This is a genomic window from Pseudonocardia sp. Cha107L01 (genome assembly GCF_052566575.1).
This window is the reverse complement of record NZ_CP199579.1, coordinates 5,939,016-5,952,542: the sequence shown is the minus strand read 5'-3', so window position 1 is coordinate 5,952,542 and position 13,527 is coordinate 5,939,016. Positions and strand designations below refer to the sequence as shown.

The following is a 13,527-nucleotide window of genomic DNA, read 5'->3' as shown; positions in this document are numbered from 1 at the left end:
TCAGGCGGCCGCTGAAGCGGCGGTGGTGGTGGGCGTGGCGGGGGCGTCGGGTGTCGGGTGGTGGTCGTCGCGCAGGTAGCTCAGCCCGCGCGGGGTGAGGGCGCGCTGCGCGACGCCGAGAACCAGCTCGGCGAGGAAGGCGAGGGCCACCGCGACCACGGACGCGGCGAGTACCCCGGCCAGTTGGTAGCTGCCCGGGTTGGTGATGATGTCGCCGAGCGTCCCCGGACTGCCGGCGAAACCGGCCAGGTACGCGGTGGCGATCACGTAGACGGTGGCGGTGCGGATCCCGGCCATGATCAGCGGCACCGCGCTGGGCAGCTCTACCCGGGTGACGATCTGCCAGGCGTTCATGCCCATGCCCCTGGCCGCCTCGACCATCTCGTGGCTGACCCCGTCCACCGCGACGTAGGTGTTGGTCAGGATCAGCGGCAGCGCCAGTACAACCAGGGCCACCCAGATGTTGACGTAGCCGAGCCCGTAGATGCCGATGCCGACCGCGACGATGGCCAGCGTGGGCAGTGCCCGCAGCGCGTTCCCGCCGCTGATCGCCAGGAACGACCAGCGGTGCAGGTGCCCGACCGTCACCCCGATCGGCAGTGCGATCACCGTCGCGGTGCACACGGCGAGCAGCGCCAGCACGATCTGGTGGCCGGCCTCGCTGAGCAGCAGTGCGTAGTTGTGCACGAAGAACTGCCCGACCTGCGCCCAGAAGCTCATGCCGTCCTCCCTCGCCGGACGCGGATCCACGGGGTCGCTGCCCGCTGCGCCAGCACCAGCAGCGCATCGGCGACGAGCGCGAGCAGGATGGCCAGCGCGCCGGCCGCGATCAGCTCGGTGCGGAACACGGTGTGCAGCGCGGTGAAGATCAGCTCACCGAGCCCGAGCGGCGTGACGTCGGCCGCGATGGTGGCCAGCGAGATCACCGTGACGGTCGCGATGCGGGCGCCGGCCATGATCGACGGCACGGCCAGCGGCAGGTTGATCCGCAGGAAGATCTCCCTCGGCGTCATCCCCATCCCGGCGGCGGCCGCCATCGCTCCCGGCGGTACCGAGCGCAGCCCGGTCAGCGTGTTGCGGAACAGCAGCAGGAACGTGTAGCCGACCAGCCCGATCTCCACGGTGAGCAGGCTCAGCCCGGTGATCGGCACGAAGAACAGGAAGAACGCCAGCGCCGGAATGGTGTACAGCACGGTGGAGAAGGCCATGAAGCCCTTCTCGAACCAACTCAGCCGGTAGGCGAGCACCGCGGCGGCCAGCGAGATGACCAGCCCGATCATCACCGCGATCGCGGTGATGTAGATGTGCTGCACCAGGTGGGGCACGAGCTGGCTGCCCCAGTTCTCGCGTACCCAGCTCCAGCAGAAGGTGGCGTCATTGGGACAGCCGCCACCGCCGAAGTCGGGGATCACCGGGCCCTGCGCCGGGCTTGGCACCGCGACCGGGTCCATCAGGAACCGGGCTCCGCGGCCACCGCGCTGCGCAGTTCCTCGAGCGTGACCGAGCAGAGCGGGGCACCGGCGTCGTCGGTGATGCCAAGGACCGGGGCGTTGGTGGCGAACAGCACCGACAGCCCGATCCGGAACGAGGTGTCCGCGGTGACCGTCGGCGCGCCGGCCGGGATGTCCCGCCCGTTCACCAGTTCGCCGAGCCGCCGCAGCGACAGGCGCTTGAGGCCCCGGTCGGCGCCCACGAAGTCGGCGACGTAGTCGTCGGCCGGGTTCGCCAGCAGGTCGTCCGCGGTGCCGAACTGTGCCAGGACACCGCCCTCGCGCAGCACCGCGATCGAGTCGCCCATCCGGATCGCCTCGTCGATGTCGTGGGTGACGAAGATGACCGTCTTGTTGATCTGCTCCTGGAGCCGCAGGAACTCGTCCTGCACGGCGGCCCTGGTGATCGGGTCGAGCGCGCCGAAGGGCTCGTCCATCAGCATCACGGGCGGGTCGACCGCCAGCGCCCTGGCCAGCCCGATGCGCTGCTGCTGACCGCCGGACAGCTGCGCCGGGTACCGCTTGGCCAGGCTCCGGTCCAGCCGGACCAGGTCCAGCAGCTCGGCGACCCGGTCGCGGATCCGCTCCTTCGACCAGCCCAGCAGGGTCGGCACGACGCCGATGTTCCCGGCAATGGTCATGTGCGGGAACAGGCCGACCTGCTGGATCACATAGCCGATGTCCCGCCGCAGGGTCGTGACGTCGACCGAGCGGACACTGCGACCGCCGATCAGGATGTCGCCGTCGCTGAACTCGATCAGGCGGTTGACCAGCTTCATCGCGGTCGTCTTGCCGCCACCGGACGGTCCGACCAGGCAGCAGATGGTGCCGGCCGGGATGGTCAGCGACAGATCGGTGATCGCGGGTTGGTCCTGCCCGGGGTAGCGCTTGGTGACGTTGCGGAACTCGATCTCCAGGCCGGACCGCCGCTCGCCGTGGGCGGCCCCGTCGAGCAGGTCGTGCTCCGGGTCGAAACCGACGGCGGCCGGGTCAGCTCCATGATCGATGCCCGGGAGCTTCGCGTCGCGCCCGCCTGGTCCGGTGAGATGGGCCATCCTGCCTCCTGGTTCGCTGGCGGGCCTTGTCACCGGCCAGTCGACGCCGAAGCTGGCTGACCCATACGGTTGCGTGATACAAAACTGCACTTCTGGTGCGCAACACTGTGCCTCCCCGTTCGGGTGAGCGTCAAGACCCTGCGCTCCCTGCTCTACGCGGTGGTGGACACCGATCTCGAGCGGGCCGGGGACGAGGACCGTCTGTTTGCGCTGGCCTCGGTTCTGGAACGGATCGGCGGCGGGTTCCGGCCGCCACCGCCGCGACGGGACTCCCATGCTATCCGCACCGTTGGGAATTCGTACGTGTTCGGCGGAACTGGCGAGGCTGTCCGTGCGGTTTGCGACGTTGTGGCAATAGGCTCGCGGCGCCATTCCATCGCAACCGTCTGAACCACAGGGTGATTCGGGATGTCGCACAGCTCCCGGGCCGGGTTTCGCGTGGTTAGCGGGGGAGCGCCCTGTCGCCGCGGGGGCGTCCGGGCTGGTGGCATCACGTGCCAGTGGGCTGCGGGCGGGGTTGATGGTGGCGTGCTTGATCTTGCGGAAAGCACGATGTGCGCCGTACCCGAAGGGCTCCCAGCCGGAGTACGGCGCACATCGCGGGAAATTCTAGGACGGTCTGTCGAAGCACCGATCTTCGGGCCGCATAAACAAACGATCAACGATCGGTTGACGGCCCGGCCGGCGTTCCGCTCGGCGTGTCCACGGCGTGTCGCTATTCGGCTCGGTGAACAAGTTCACTATTTTGCTCGCCTTATACGGACCGTTCGCGCGCCGCAATGGGTTTATCGCCCGGCAAATGGTGCTCCGCCGGACGGGTTGAACCGGGAGTACTCGGGCTCGCTCCAACTCAGTGGGCTGGCCAGCTCGGTACGGTGAACGGCCGCGATGCTGAACCGGATCGGTCGCTCCGGATGACCCCATTCGACTCGCGCCGTGCCGGTGAGCTGCAACGTCGTGCCGGTCGACCAGTCGACGAAGAGCAGGCCGGCGGCGGGGTTCTGCTCGAGGTTGCCCAGGGTCATCATCATCGCGTTGCCCCGGTAGTCCGGCCAGATCAGCGTGCCGTCCCGGTCGATGGTGACGAAGCCCGGGTTGCCGCCGCGGTGCGAGGCGTCGTAGTCACCGGTGGCCGAGACGGTGGCGATGAAGAAAGTGTCCGCCTCGATGATCATCTGTCGTGCGGCGGCGTCGAACGTGTTGTGCACGGTGGCAACCCTCCCGGGCCCGTCCGGCCGCACCGACTCCAGGTCGCGCCGCTGGATGTACTTCGGGCAGTTCGAGTAGACCTGCTCGGCGGTCAGGCGCAGGCCGGCGGCGGTCGGGCCGGCGAGGCCGTTGATCCGCATCCGTCGCCGGGTGCTCGGGTCGATGGCGATGGCCCCGATCCGGGTCTCGTGGGCGAGCGCGGCCGCGAGCGGGTCGCTGGGCAGCGGATGTGCCGCGATGTCCACGACAGCTGGATCCCCGACGTCGCCGGCGGCCACCGCGCCGGCGCGAAGGAAGCCCGGCGCGCCGGTGAGTAGCGAGGCCCACACCCGGCCCTGTTCGTCGCCGCCGCCGATGACCAGCATCGACTGTTCGGTGAGAAAGTCGGCCGCGGCCGGCGGCACGGTGGTGCGGACTATGCCGCCGACGCGCTCGGCCTCGGCGCTCAGTCCGGCCTTTGCCTGTGCGGCGAGCTCACCGGGGTGAAAGACGCTGATCACCGCACCTTCCTAGAAGAATCCGCAGGTCGGCGCTTCGCCGACCGGCGCCGCGTCCTTGCCGGCCAGTCCGGACGGCGTGTAGACCTCGAGCCGGATGCCGTCCGGGTCGGTGAAGAACACGCCGCCCGAGTCGCCTCCTTCGCGGTGCGCGACCACGCCGTCGTAGTGGAAGTCGGCGCCCAGGTCGCTCAGATTCCGCTGCACCGCGAGCACCTCCTCCGGCGTGTCGACCTGGAATGCGAGATGGTGCAGGCCGGGCAGCGCGGTGGCGAACAGGCCTTCGGACTGGCGCCACAGGGTGATCAGCAGGGTCCCGTCACGGCCGAGGAAAGCCCACTCGCGGTCTCCGTCGCGGCCGTCCACCATCAGTTCGAGGCCGAGAACCCGCTGGTAGAAGTCCTTCGACCGGGTTAGGTCGGTGACGTTGAGGCCCACGTGGCCGGTCTTGAGGGCGGTCGGGGTCAGTGCTGTGGTCATGGGATACCCTCCAGGCTTGAGCTAACCGATGCATTCATGTCTACCGGTTAGTGTGATACCTGTCAATGTGTCCTGAGGGGTTAGACTCGTACCATGACGACCGAACGACCCCTGCTCGGCGAACCGCTGGGCCTGGACTTGCTCAACACCGTGTGGAACAACCGGGGCACCCCGTCGGACCTGCTCTCCGACGTCGAGGGCACCCGGCAGTGGCTCGGCGAGGTCGGCCTGGACCAACCGGCCACCGAGCCGGTCCGGCGCGCGCTGCTCATCGCCCGCGAAGCGATCAGGGCGCACGTTGACGCGCCGGACTCGGAGTCGGCCCGGGCCGCGCTGAACGAGGTGCTGGGCTGGGGTCACAGCTGGCCGGTGCTCGGCCCGGACGGGCCCGGCACGGCAAGTGCGCTGGACGACCCGGCCCGGGGCGCCGGCTGGGCGGCGGCGGTGAACTACCTGGAGCTGCTGACCCGCGACGCCTCCCGGGTTCGGCACTGCGCGCACCCGGACTGCGTTCTCTACTTCTACGACACCAGCCCCAAGCGCGGTCGTCGCTGGTGCTCGATGGCCGGCTGCGGCAACCGGGCCAAGGCCGCCCGGCACTACGCGCGCGCCAAGGAGGCCTGACTCCGCACGGGGACTCGGTCCGCGGCCGCTCGGCGTCAGTAGGTCTGCGGCACCCGGATGTGCTCGAAGATCAGGCTGGTCTGGGTGCCGGCCACATCCGGGTTCCCGTTGAGCGTCACCACGAAGTCCCGCAGGGCGGCGGTGTCCGCCGTGGCGACGTGGACCATGTAGTCGTCCACCCCGGCCAGGAAGTAGACGTCGCGCACCTCCGGCAGCACGCCGACCCGGCTGACGAACTCGGCGAGCCGGTTGCGGGCGTCGCTCTGCAGCCGGACCGAGATCATCGCCTGCAGCGGGTGCCCGGTGGAGACCGGGTCGATGTCCGCGTGGTAGCCGCGGATCACCCCCTTGGCGCGCAGGGCGCGCACCCGCCCGAGGCAGGTGGACGGCGCGATTCCGGCCAGTTCCGCGAGTGCGTTGTTGGGGATCCGCGCGTCGCGCTCGAGGTGGCGCAGCAGCTCCCGGTCGACCCGGTCCAGCGGCGCTCGCACATCATGCGGCGCGGCCCCCGCCGTGGGGTGACTGGTCGAGCTTCCTGCGTTCATCTGGGTAGCGTACAGAATTATCTGCATATCTGTTCCGCTTGACGGCCTATATCTTCACAATTGGGACATCGCCACCCACTCAGCGCTTATTAGGGAGATGACATGAGGATCGCCGTTCCCCGCGAGGTCAAGGACAACGAGTTCCGGGTTGCCATCACCCCGGCCGGCGTCCAGGAGCTGGTCGCCCGAGGCCACGAGGTGGTCATCGAGCAGGACGCGGGAGTGGGCTCGGCGATCCCCGACGAGGAGTTCAAGTCGGCCGGCGCGCAGATCCTCAGTGACGCCGCGTCGGTGTGGGGCACCGCGGACCTGCTGCTCAAGGTCAAGGAGCCGATCGCCCAGGAGTACGGCTTCCTGCGCCCCGACCTCACCCTGTTCACCTACCTGCACCTGGCCGCGTCCGCGCCGTGCACCGACGCGCTGCTGTCCGGCGGCACCACGTCGATCGCCTACGAGACCGTGCGCACCCCGGACGGCCGGCTGCCGCTGCTCGCCCCGATGAGCGAGGTCGCCGGGCGGCTCGCGCCGCAGGCCGGCGCGTACCACCTGATGCGCAGCTCGGGCGGCCGTGGTGTGCTCATGGGCGGCGTCCCCGGTGCCCCCGGAGCGCACGTCGTGGTCATCGGCGCCGGTGTCTCCGGGCAGCACGCCACCGCCATCGCGGTCGGCATGGGCGCCCGGGTCACCGTGCTGGACAGGGACGTCGACAAGCTGCGCGAGCTGGACTTCCGCTACCACGGCCGGGTGCAGACCGTGTACTCCACGGCCTTCTCCCTCGAGCAGGCCGTGCTCGACGCCGACCTGGTGATCGGTGCCGTGCTGATCCCCGGCGCCCGCGCGCCCCGGCTGGTGTCGAACGACCTGGTGTCCCGGATGAAGAAGGGCGCGGTACTGGTCGACATCGCCATCGACCAGGGCGGCTGCTTCGAAGACTCGCACCCGACCACGCACGCCGACCCGACCTACCCGGTGCACGACACGGTCTTCTACTGCGTGGCGAACATGCCCGGGGCGGTGCCGCACACCTCCACCCACGCGCTGACCAACGCGACGCTGCCCTACGTGCTGCAGCTGGCCGACAAGGGCTGGCGGGACGCGCTGCGCGCCAACCCGAGCCTGGCCGAGGGCCTGAGCACGCACGACGGCTCGCTGACCTCCGCCGCCGTGGCCGAGGCGCACGGCCTGGCGTACGTGCCGGCTCAGGAGATCATCGGCTGAGCCGAGCAAACAGAGCAGAGTGGCGAAACCGGCCGGGGAGTGCAACGCTCCCCGGCCGGTTGCCGTCGGTACACCGTTCTAACCGAGGTTGTCGGTGCCCACCGAAGCGGGCCGGTCGCTCTGGGCCGTTTTCGCCGAGTTCAACCCGACCAGCTGTTGATCACGCCGGGAGGGCCGCTGTGGTTGAACTCGGCGAGGGCTACGTCGTCCATCCAGGTCGGCGAGGTTCGATGCTGTGCCGGTCAGCCGCCGGCCGGTTGTACGCCGGACCGGCTCAGCACGACCGCGATGCCGAAGGCGACGCCCATGACGGCGAGCTCCCCGGCGATCCACCCGGCCAGCACCGTCCGATGCCCCCGTGCCACCGACGGCAGCAGCCGGAACCGGATGTGCCCGCCGAACAGCGCGAGCACGGCCAGACAGCCGGCCTTGGCGAGCACCAACTGTCCGTAGTGGCTGCTGAACAGTGCGGCGGGTACCCGCACACCCGGTGTGGTGGCCAGCTCCACGAAGGCGTTGAGCACCCCGGTGGCGCCCACCACGGCCAGGCACCCCCCGGCCAGCCCGGAGAACCGCGGTAGCGCGCGAGCCAGCAACGCCGGGCGGGTCAGCAGCAGGGCGGCAACCGCGGCGAGCCCGCCGGTCCACGCCGTCGCGGCGAACACGTGCAGCTCCAGGGACACCATGGTGAGGTCGTGCCACCGTGCGGACAGCTCACCGGAATGCCCGGTCGCCAGCAGCGGCAGCAGGCCGACCCCGACGGTGACCACGAGAAGCCGGGCCGGCAGCTGCCCCGGCGCCCGGATGCCGATGCCGGCCAGCGCGGCGGCGAACGCGGAGACGCAGGCGGTGGCCAGCAGGGCTTGCGCGCCGCTGAAGTTGCGGACGTAGTCGCTCAGTGTCGTCGCGGTGACCCCGGCGACCGGGGCGAGCTCGGCGGTCTGCAGAACGACCGAGACCAGCGCCGCGGTCAACCAGCAGAGCGCCGCGACCAGGGCACCGCGGTACGCGAGGGCCAGCACCGGGCGCAGCTCGGCCTCCTGGCGCCGGCTGAACAACAGGGGGAGCAGGCCCAGCCCGAGCACGCCGGTCAGTGATACGTCGAGCAGCACCCGCGCCAGTGGAACCCCGAACTCGACGAGCTGGGGCGGCAACACCAGGCCGGGCACCGACCCCGGCTCGGTCAGCCAGGCGCCCACGGAGGTGGCGAGCACGGCAGCCGTCAGACCCACGACAGGACCTGCCGCGGGAGCAGCGAGGAGGCGGGGGAGGCTGGTGCGCGTTGGGGTTCGGGGGTCGAGGGTCATCGCTCGAATCAGATTGGCCGAACGGGCTGCCGCCGGAAACCACCAAATGCCACAATGCGTTTAGGCCGAATGACGCAATTGCTTATCTCGGTCATCAAGATTGTGGGCATCCAATAGTGACCGACCTCGTCAACGTGTGTAGCGTGCCTCGAGCGCGAGTCAGCGTAGTCGCGTCAGACGCCGAGGCGCTCCCCGCGCAATGGTCCACTTGGCGCTACCGATGGTGATTGAGGCCTGGAGGTTCGGTGAGACCACCGATGGGGGCACTAATTGATTACCTGCCGAGGGGAAACCTTCTCGATGACGCTGAGTGGCAGCGCCGACACAGGTTGTTGCAGTGGGTGCTGGGCATCCACCTCCCGGCACTCTTCATATTCGGGCTCGCCCTGCACCATGATCTGGCCACGGTCACCGGGATCCTGGTAGTACCGCTAATTTGTGTGGTACTTGGCCACTACATTACCCGGCGGCGGCCGGCCTCGGTGTTCATCACCGCTGGTCTGACCTACTGCTCGGCTGCACTGGTGGTTTTTTCACGCGGCTCGATCGAGGCGCACTTCCATTTCTTCATCATCATCGGATTCATTGCGCTGTACCAGGACTGGGTCCCGTTCCTGTGGAATATCGGGTTTACCGTGCTCAGTCACGGTCTCGGTTCCGTGTACAAGACCGACTTGATTTTCGACTATCCCGCGGCGCAGCAGAATCCCTGGGTGTGGTCGGGCATTCACGGTGCCGCGGTGCTGGCCGCGTGCGTCGGCATGGTGATGTACTGGCGGGTGAGTGAGGACGACCAGCGCGAACGGTTCGAGTTGACCAAGAAACTGGCCAGCGCGGAGCGGCGGCGGTTCACCTCGCAGCTGTTGGTCAACCTCGCGCGGCGCAACCAGAGCATGCTGTACCGGCAGCTCGACATCATCAACCAGCTCGAGGACAAGGAACGGGACCCGGACGCGCTGTCCGAACTGTTCCAGCTCGAACACCTCGCCACCCGGGTCAGGCGCAACGCGGAAAGCCTGCTGGTGCTCTCCGGCGAGCCGCCGACCCGGATCTGGAGCGCGCCGGTGCCGCTTCACGAGGTCATCAGGGCGGCCATCGCGGAGACCGAGGACCTGGAGCGGGTCGACATCGCGATCGACGAGAGTGTCGCGGTGACCGGGCGGAGCGTGTCCGACCTGACCCACCTGCTGGCCGAGCTGACCGAGAACGCCGTGCGCTACTCACCGCCGACGGCCGCGGTGACGATCCGCAGCCGGGCCCAGGTGGGGACCGATGGGGCGCATCTCATCACCATCGAGGACTGGGGTGTCGGGATGACACCGGACGTGCTGGCGGCGAGCAACACGGTGCTCACCGATCCGCCGGAGGTCGACCTGACGGTGCCCCAGCAGCTCGGCTTCCACGTGGTGGCCCGGCTGGCCCGCCGCCACGACATCGCGGTCACGTTCACACCGACCCCTGGCGGGGGCCTGACCGCGGCCGTACTGCTGCCGGCCAGCCTGATCATGGGCCTCGCCGAGGTGGGCGGGCTGCCACGGGCAGCGCGCGGGCACCGGGTCGAGCCGGCCCCGGCGCGCTGGGGACAGGCGCCGGGCAGGTCCCGGCACGCGCGGAACCCACACCGGGGCACCGTTCTGGAGGCCGAGGTCGACTGGGTGGTGACCATGCCCCGCCAGGCGACGGCACCGGCGATCGAGGCCACCGCCCGGTCGGTGCCGTCGATCCCGGGAACCGGTGCGAACGGCGACTGGACCGGCTGGTGGACGCCGAACGAACTCGTCGAACCGCCGTCGGGCCCGCCGCCCTTCGTGCCCCCGATGGGCCGCCCGGCGCAGGACCGGGCCCCGCGCCCGACGGAAGACCCCGGTGACCGAGCAGCGCCGGACCGCCGGACCGAAGCACCCAGTCCGCGACCCCGACCCCGACCCCGGCCGTACCCGGAGCCGAGCGAGACCCCGGCGGCCCCGGAGGAGCCCCGGCTCACCCGGCGGGTACCCCAGAGCCACCTCGCCGAGGAGCTGCGGTACCCCACGGATCAACCGGAGCCACCGGACCCACCGGACCCACCGGCGCGGCCGCCGCACCCCACCCACGCCCTGTCCCAGTACCAGGCCAGCCGTCAGGCGGCGGTTGCCGAGTCCGGCAGCGGCCGGGCCAGCGAATTCGCCGGTGACAACGGACGACCCAGGGGAGGGGCATGAAGCTGGGAGCACCCGCCAACGGTCAGCTCGACTGGCTGCTGGCGGACTTCGCCAAGGCTCTGCCCGGTGTGCGGCACGCTCTGGTCGTCTCCGGGGACGGGTTGCGGGTTGCGGCGTCCGAGCGGCTCGATCCGTCGTTCGCGGACCGACTGGCGGCCGCCGCGTCCGGTCTGATCAGCCTGTCCCGGGGAACCGCCAAGGTGCTCGGCGCCGAGCCGCTCAGCCAGACGATCGTCGAGATGGCCGGCGGGTACCTGTTCGTGAGCTCGCTGAGCCAGGGCTCCACGCTGACCGTCTACGCGGAGCGCGAGTGCGACATCGGGCTGCTCGGCTACGAGATGACCATGCTCGCCAACCGGGTCGGGCATCTCCTCGCCTCGACCCCCCGGTCCTAGACGTGGGATGGGCGTGAGTTCGCACGAGGCGCAGGACACCTGGCGGGTGGTCCCGGTCTACGCGCTGACCAGGGGCCGCACCCGCTCGGGCGGCGAGGAGTTGCCGATCGAGGCGATGGTGACCGCCAACGACCTGGCCGACCGGCACAACGCCGCACTGCACGTGGAGTACCGCGAGATCCTCGACCTGGTGTCCGGGCCGGTGTCGGTCATCGAGATCAGCGCGACATTGCGGGTGCCCGCCGCGGTGACCCGGGTCCTGGTGAGCGACCTGGCCAACGCCGGCTATCTCACGATGCACCTGCCACCACCCATCGAACCGAACGGCCGGCCCAACGCCGAGCTCCTAGAGAGGCTCCTGGATGGACTCCGCTCGCTCTGAGGCCCCGTACCGCCAACCGGCGTCGGCCGAGTCCGAGCTGGTGGCCCTGAAGGTGCTGATCGCCGGCGGGTTCGGCGTCGGCAAGACGACGTTCGTCGGGTCGCTGTCCGAGATCCCGCCGCTGAGCACCGAGGAGGAGATGACCACCGCGTCGATCGGCGTCGACGACGCGGACGCGGTGCCGGAGAAACGGACGACCACGGTGGCGATGGACTTCGGGCGCATCACCGTGGACGACGCGATGATCCTCTACCTGTTCGGCACCCCCGGCCAGAACCGGTTCTGGTTCATGTGGGACGAGCTGGCCCGCGGCGCGGTCGGTGCCATCGTGCTCGTCGACCTGCGCCGGGTCGACGACTCCTTCGCCGCGATCGACTACTTCGAGAACCGCGGCCTGCCCTTCGTGCTCGCGCTCAACCAGTTCCCGAACACACCGGGGTTCAGCGACGACTCGGTACGCGAGGCGCTGGTACTTCCCGGCAACTTCCCCGTGGTGCGAATGGACGCCCGCGACACGGCATCCAGCCGCGCCGCGCTCATCGCGCTGGTCGAGCACGCGTTGACGCATGCCTGAGACAGCGCACGAAGACCCGATGCCTCAGGAGGCCACCATGGAACACAAGTCGGAGCCGGTAGCCGGCCTGGTCGCCACGATCCGGTCCAGCATCCGACTGCGGGACGGCTACTACCTCAGCGAGGAGCTGGTGGACCTGTACCTGGTCGGCGTGCTGCGCGGCGTCGCGGTGGGGCTGCTCGACGCGGACGGCCCGTACGGCAGGGACGATGCGGCCCGGCAGATCCGGCTGGACGAGCTGGCCCGCACCTCCGCCGAGCTGCTCGACCACCTGCACCGCCTGCGCCCCGCCCCGGCCCGCACCAGCACCGCGCCGGAGCCGAGGCACCCGGAAGCCTGGGTCACCTCGGGCTGAGCGGGCCCACTGGGACAGTCGGGTCGTTCTCGCGGAGGAAGTGTTCCCCCGGCCCGGATCGGTGGCAGAATTTACGGCTCCGTCCTCAAAGGGGCCGATCGGATGAGCGTCGTGCTGAGCATCCTCATTGTCATCGTGATCGCGGCGCTGGTGCTGACCAGCTCGAGCCTGCGGCTGGTGCAGCAGTACCAGCGCGGCGTGGTGTTGCGCTTCGGGAAGCTGCTGCCGGAGACCAGGGAACCCGGGTTGCGGGCGATCGTGCCGTTCGCGGACCGGATGACCAAGGTGTCGCTGCAGACCGTGGTGCTCGACATTCCGGCGCAGAGCGCGATCACCAGGGACAACGTCAGCATCGGGGTGGACGCGGTCGTCTACTTCCGGGTCGAGGACCCGGTCAAGGCGATCATCAACGTGGAGAACTACCTGCAGGCCACCTCCCAGGTGGCCCGGACCTCGCTGCGCTCGGTGATCGGCCGCGCGGAACTGGACACGCTGCTCTCGGACCGCGAGCAGATCAACGGTGAGCTGAAGGCGGTACTGGACGCACCCACCGAGGACTGGGGGATCAGCATCGACCGGGTCGAGGTGAAGGACATCTCGCTGCCCGACGGGATGCGCCGCTCCATGTCGCGGCAGGCGGAGGCGGAACGGGAGCGCCGGGCCCGGATCATCGTCGCCGACGCCGAGCTGCAGGCCTCCACGAAGCTGTCCCAGGCGGCCGGTGCGATGGCCGCGACGCCGGGCGCACTGCAGCTGCGGCTCTTGCAGACCGTCGTCGACGTGGCGGCGGAGAAGAACAGCACGCTGGTGATGCCGTTCCCGGTCGAGCTGCTGCGGTTCTTCGAGCGGGCCACCGGCGCGCGGACCGAGACACCGCCGGCCGCCGAGCGGCCACCGGTGACCGGTGCCGCCCTCAACGGGCAGCCGCTGGTTACCAGAGACTCCCCGGCAGATCCTGGGTGAGGTCGGCGAGGTCGCCCCGCGTCCTGGCCGCGTAGGCGGCCGCCACCCGCACGTCGTACTCGTCCAGGCTCAGTCGCCCCTGCCCGAGCGCACGCCGCAGCCGCTCCACGACCGCGTCCCGCTCGCTGTCCGACGCGCGCACATCCCGGTGCATCGCCCGCCCTTCACTCCGTTCGCCCGAGGGTAGGACACCGGTCCGGGCGGCGGGCGGTGTAGATGTGGGAGGTTGGAC

17 protein-coding genes are annotated in these 13,527 nt (G+C 69.9%); 9 read left to right on the top strand and 8 right to left on the bottom strand.

The window, feature by feature from the left end:
* The 3 genes from ACTXG6_RS27860 to ACTXG6_RS27850 are packed head-to-tail and all read right to left on the bottom strand — an operon-like array spanning position 1 to position 2,545.
* Positions 1–720, bottom strand: coding sequence for an ABC transporter permease (locus ACTXG6_RS27860; RefSeq protein WP_445182349.1), 720 nt, complete (start codon positions 718–720; stop codon positions 1–3).
* Positions 717–1,451, bottom strand: coding sequence for an ABC transporter permease (locus tag ACTXG6_RS27855; RefSeq protein ID WP_445182348.1), 735 nt, complete (start codon positions 1,449–1,451; stop codon positions 717–719). Before ACTXG6_RS27855 ends, ACTXG6_RS27860 begins: the two co-directional genes overlap by 4 nt.
* Entirely contained in the window at positions 1,451–2,545 is a 1,095-nt protein-coding gene (locus tag ACTXG6_RS27850) for an ABC transporter ATP-binding protein (protein WP_445182347.1), read from the bottom strand. Before ACTXG6_RS27850 ends, ACTXG6_RS27855 begins: the two co-directional genes overlap by 1 nt.
* A 123-nt stretch (positions 2,546–2,668) precedes the next feature.
* Here ACTXG6_RS27850 and ACTXG6_RS27845 point away from each other — a divergent pair, with 123 nt between their 5' ends.
* Positions 2,669–2,935 (top strand): hypothetical protein, encoded by a 267-nt coding sequence (locus ACTXG6_RS27845; RefSeq protein WP_445182346.1) that lies wholly within the window; start codon positions 2,669–2,671, stop codon positions 2,933–2,935.
* A 395-nt stretch (positions 2,936–3,330) separates the two neighbouring features.
* On the opposite strand, the gene ACTXG6_RS27840 is transcribed toward ACTXG6_RS27845, so the two are convergent.
* Both ACTXG6_RS27840 and ACTXG6_RS27835 read right to left on the bottom strand, forming a co-directional pair.
* Positions 3,331–4,254 (bottom strand): pyridoxamine 5'-phosphate oxidase family protein, encoded by a 924-nt coding sequence (locus ACTXG6_RS27840; RefSeq protein WP_445182345.1) that lies wholly within the window; start codon positions 4,252–4,254, stop codon positions 3,331–3,333.
* Positions 4,255–4,263: 9 nt separating this feature from the next.
* The gene (locus tag ACTXG6_RS27835) at positions 4,264–4,731 is read right to left on the bottom strand and encodes a VOC family protein (protein ID WP_445182344.1); all 468 of its coding nucleotides are present in this window, start codon (positions 4,729–4,731) and stop codon (positions 4,264–4,266) included.
* Between the two features lie 93 nt (positions 4,732–4,824).
* Between ACTXG6_RS27835 and ACTXG6_RS27830 the strand changes: the two genes are divergently transcribed.
* Positions 4,825–5,355, top strand: coding sequence for a CGNR zinc finger domain-containing protein (locus tag ACTXG6_RS27830; RefSeq protein ID WP_445182343.1), 531 nt, complete (start codon positions 4,825–4,827; stop codon positions 5,353–5,355).
* Positions 5,356–5,390: 35 nt separating this feature from the next.
* Here the strand turns inward: ACTXG6_RS27830 and ACTXG6_RS27825 are convergent, their stop codons facing one another.
* The gene (locus ACTXG6_RS27825; RefSeq protein WP_445182342.1) at positions 5,391–5,900 is read right to left on the bottom strand and encodes an Lrp/AsnC family transcriptional regulator; all 510 of its coding nucleotides are present in this window, start codon (positions 5,898–5,900) and stop codon (positions 5,391–5,393) included.
* 102 nt (positions 5,901–6,002) lie between these two features.
* Between ACTXG6_RS27825 and ald the strand changes: the two genes are divergently transcribed.
* Positions 6,003–7,118, top strand: coding sequence for an alanine dehydrogenase (ald, locus tag ACTXG6_RS27820; protein WP_445182341.1), 1,116 nt, complete (start codon positions 6,003–6,005; stop codon positions 7,116–7,118).
* 242 nt (positions 7,119–7,360) lie between these two features.
* Here ald and ACTXG6_RS27815 read toward each other — a convergent pair whose 3' ends face one another.
* Entirely contained in the window at positions 7,361–8,350 is a 990-nt protein-coding gene (locus ACTXG6_RS27815) for a copper resistance D family protein (RefSeq protein WP_445182340.1), read from the bottom strand.
* Positions 8,351–8,766: 416 nt separating this feature from the next.
* Here ACTXG6_RS27815 and ACTXG6_RS27810 point away from each other — a divergent pair, with 416 nt between their 5' ends.
* From ACTXG6_RS27810 to ACTXG6_RS27785, 6 genes are all read left to right on the top strand, one after another.
* A complete protein-coding gene (locus ACTXG6_RS27810) occupies positions 8,767–10,626 on the top strand; it encodes a sensor histidine kinase (RefSeq protein WP_445182339.1) in 1,860 nt (619 codons plus the stop codon).
* Positions 10,623–11,021, top strand: a complete 399-nt coding sequence (locus ACTXG6_RS27805) for a roadblock/LC7 domain-containing protein (RefSeq protein ID WP_445182338.1) — start codon at positions 10,623–10,625, stop codon at positions 11,019–11,021. Before ACTXG6_RS27810 ends, ACTXG6_RS27805 begins: the two co-directional genes overlap by 4 nt.
* 13 nt (positions 11,022–11,034) lie before the next feature.
* Complete coding sequence (locus ACTXG6_RS27800) at positions 11,035–11,403, top strand: DUF742 domain-containing protein (RefSeq protein ID WP_445182337.1); 369 nt, start codon at positions 11,035–11,037, stop codon at positions 11,401–11,403.
* A complete protein-coding gene (locus tag ACTXG6_RS27795) occupies positions 11,384–11,977 on the top strand; it encodes a GTP-binding protein (protein WP_445182336.1) in 594 nt (197 codons plus the stop codon). The genes ACTXG6_RS27800 and ACTXG6_RS27795 overlap by 20 nt, the downstream gene beginning before the upstream one ends.
* Positions 11,978–12,014: 37 nt before the next feature.
* The gene (locus ACTXG6_RS27790) at positions 12,015–12,332 is read left to right on the top strand and encodes a hypothetical protein (protein ID WP_445182335.1); all 318 of its coding nucleotides are present in this window, start codon (positions 12,015–12,017) and stop codon (positions 12,330–12,332) included.
* A gap of 102 nt (positions 12,333–12,434) precedes the next feature.
* On the top strand, positions 12,435–13,295 hold the full coding sequence (locus tag ACTXG6_RS27785; protein WP_445182334.1) for a slipin family protein: 861 nt from the start codon (positions 12,435–12,437) through the stop codon (positions 13,293–13,295).
* Here the strand turns inward: ACTXG6_RS27785 and ACTXG6_RS27780 are convergent.
* A complete protein-coding gene (locus ACTXG6_RS27780) occupies positions 13,264–13,449 on the bottom strand; it encodes a DUF1707 SHOCT-like domain-containing protein (RefSeq protein WP_445182333.1) in 186 nt (61 codons plus the stop codon). The two genes, ACTXG6_RS27785 and ACTXG6_RS27780, sit on opposite strands and share 32 nt — an antisense overlap.
* Between the last annotated feature and the right edge of the window lie 78 nt (positions 13,450–13,527).

Bases quoted from the DNA above. Each gene is read 5' to 3' on its own strand.
- ACTXG6_RS27860 (WP_445182349.1), bottom strand. From the start codon at position 720: ATGAGCTTCTGGGCGCAGGTCGGGCAGTTCTTCGTGCACAACTACGCA.
- ACTXG6_RS27830 (WP_445182343.1), top strand. From the start codon at position 4,825: ATGACGACCGAACGACCCCTGCTCGGCGAACCGCTGGGCCTGGACTTG.
- ACTXG6_RS27780 (WP_445182333.1), bottom strand. From the start codon at position 13,449: ATGCACCGGGATGTGCGCGCGTCGGACAGCGAGCGGGACGCGGTCGTG.
- ald (WP_445182341.1), top strand. From the start codon at position 6,003: ATGAGGATCGCCGTTCCCCGCGAGGTCAAGGACAACGAGTTCCGGGTT.
- ACTXG6_RS27795 (WP_445182336.1), top strand. From the start codon at position 11,384: ATGGACTCCGCTCGCTCTGAGGCCCCGTACCGCCAACCGGCGTCGGCC.
- ACTXG6_RS27835 (WP_445182344.1), bottom strand. From the start codon at position 4,731: ATGACCACAGCACTGACCCCGACCGCCCTCAAGACCGGCCACGTGGGC.
- ACTXG6_RS27825 (WP_445182342.1), bottom strand. From the start codon at position 5,900: ATGAACGCAGGAAGCTCGACCAGTCACCCCACGGCGGGGGCCGCGCCG.
- ACTXG6_RS27805 (WP_445182338.1), top strand. From the start codon at position 10,623: ATGAAGCTGGGAGCACCCGCCAACGGTCAGCTCGACTGGCTGCTGGCG.
- ACTXG6_RS27785 (WP_445182334.1), top strand. From the start codon at position 12,435: ATGAGCGTCGTGCTGAGCATCCTCATTGTCATCGTGATCGCGGCGCTG.
- ACTXG6_RS27850 (WP_445182347.1), bottom strand. From the start codon at position 2,545: ATGGCCCATCTCACCGGACCAGGCGGGCGCGACGCGAAGCTCCCGGGC.
- ACTXG6_RS27790 (WP_445182335.1), top strand. From the start codon at position 12,015: ATGGAACACAAGTCGGAGCCGGTAGCCGGCCTGGTCGCCACGATCCGG.
- ACTXG6_RS27855 (WP_445182348.1), bottom strand. From the start codon at position 1,451: ATGGACCCGGTCGCGGTGCCAAGCCCGGCGCAGGGCCCGGTGATCCCC.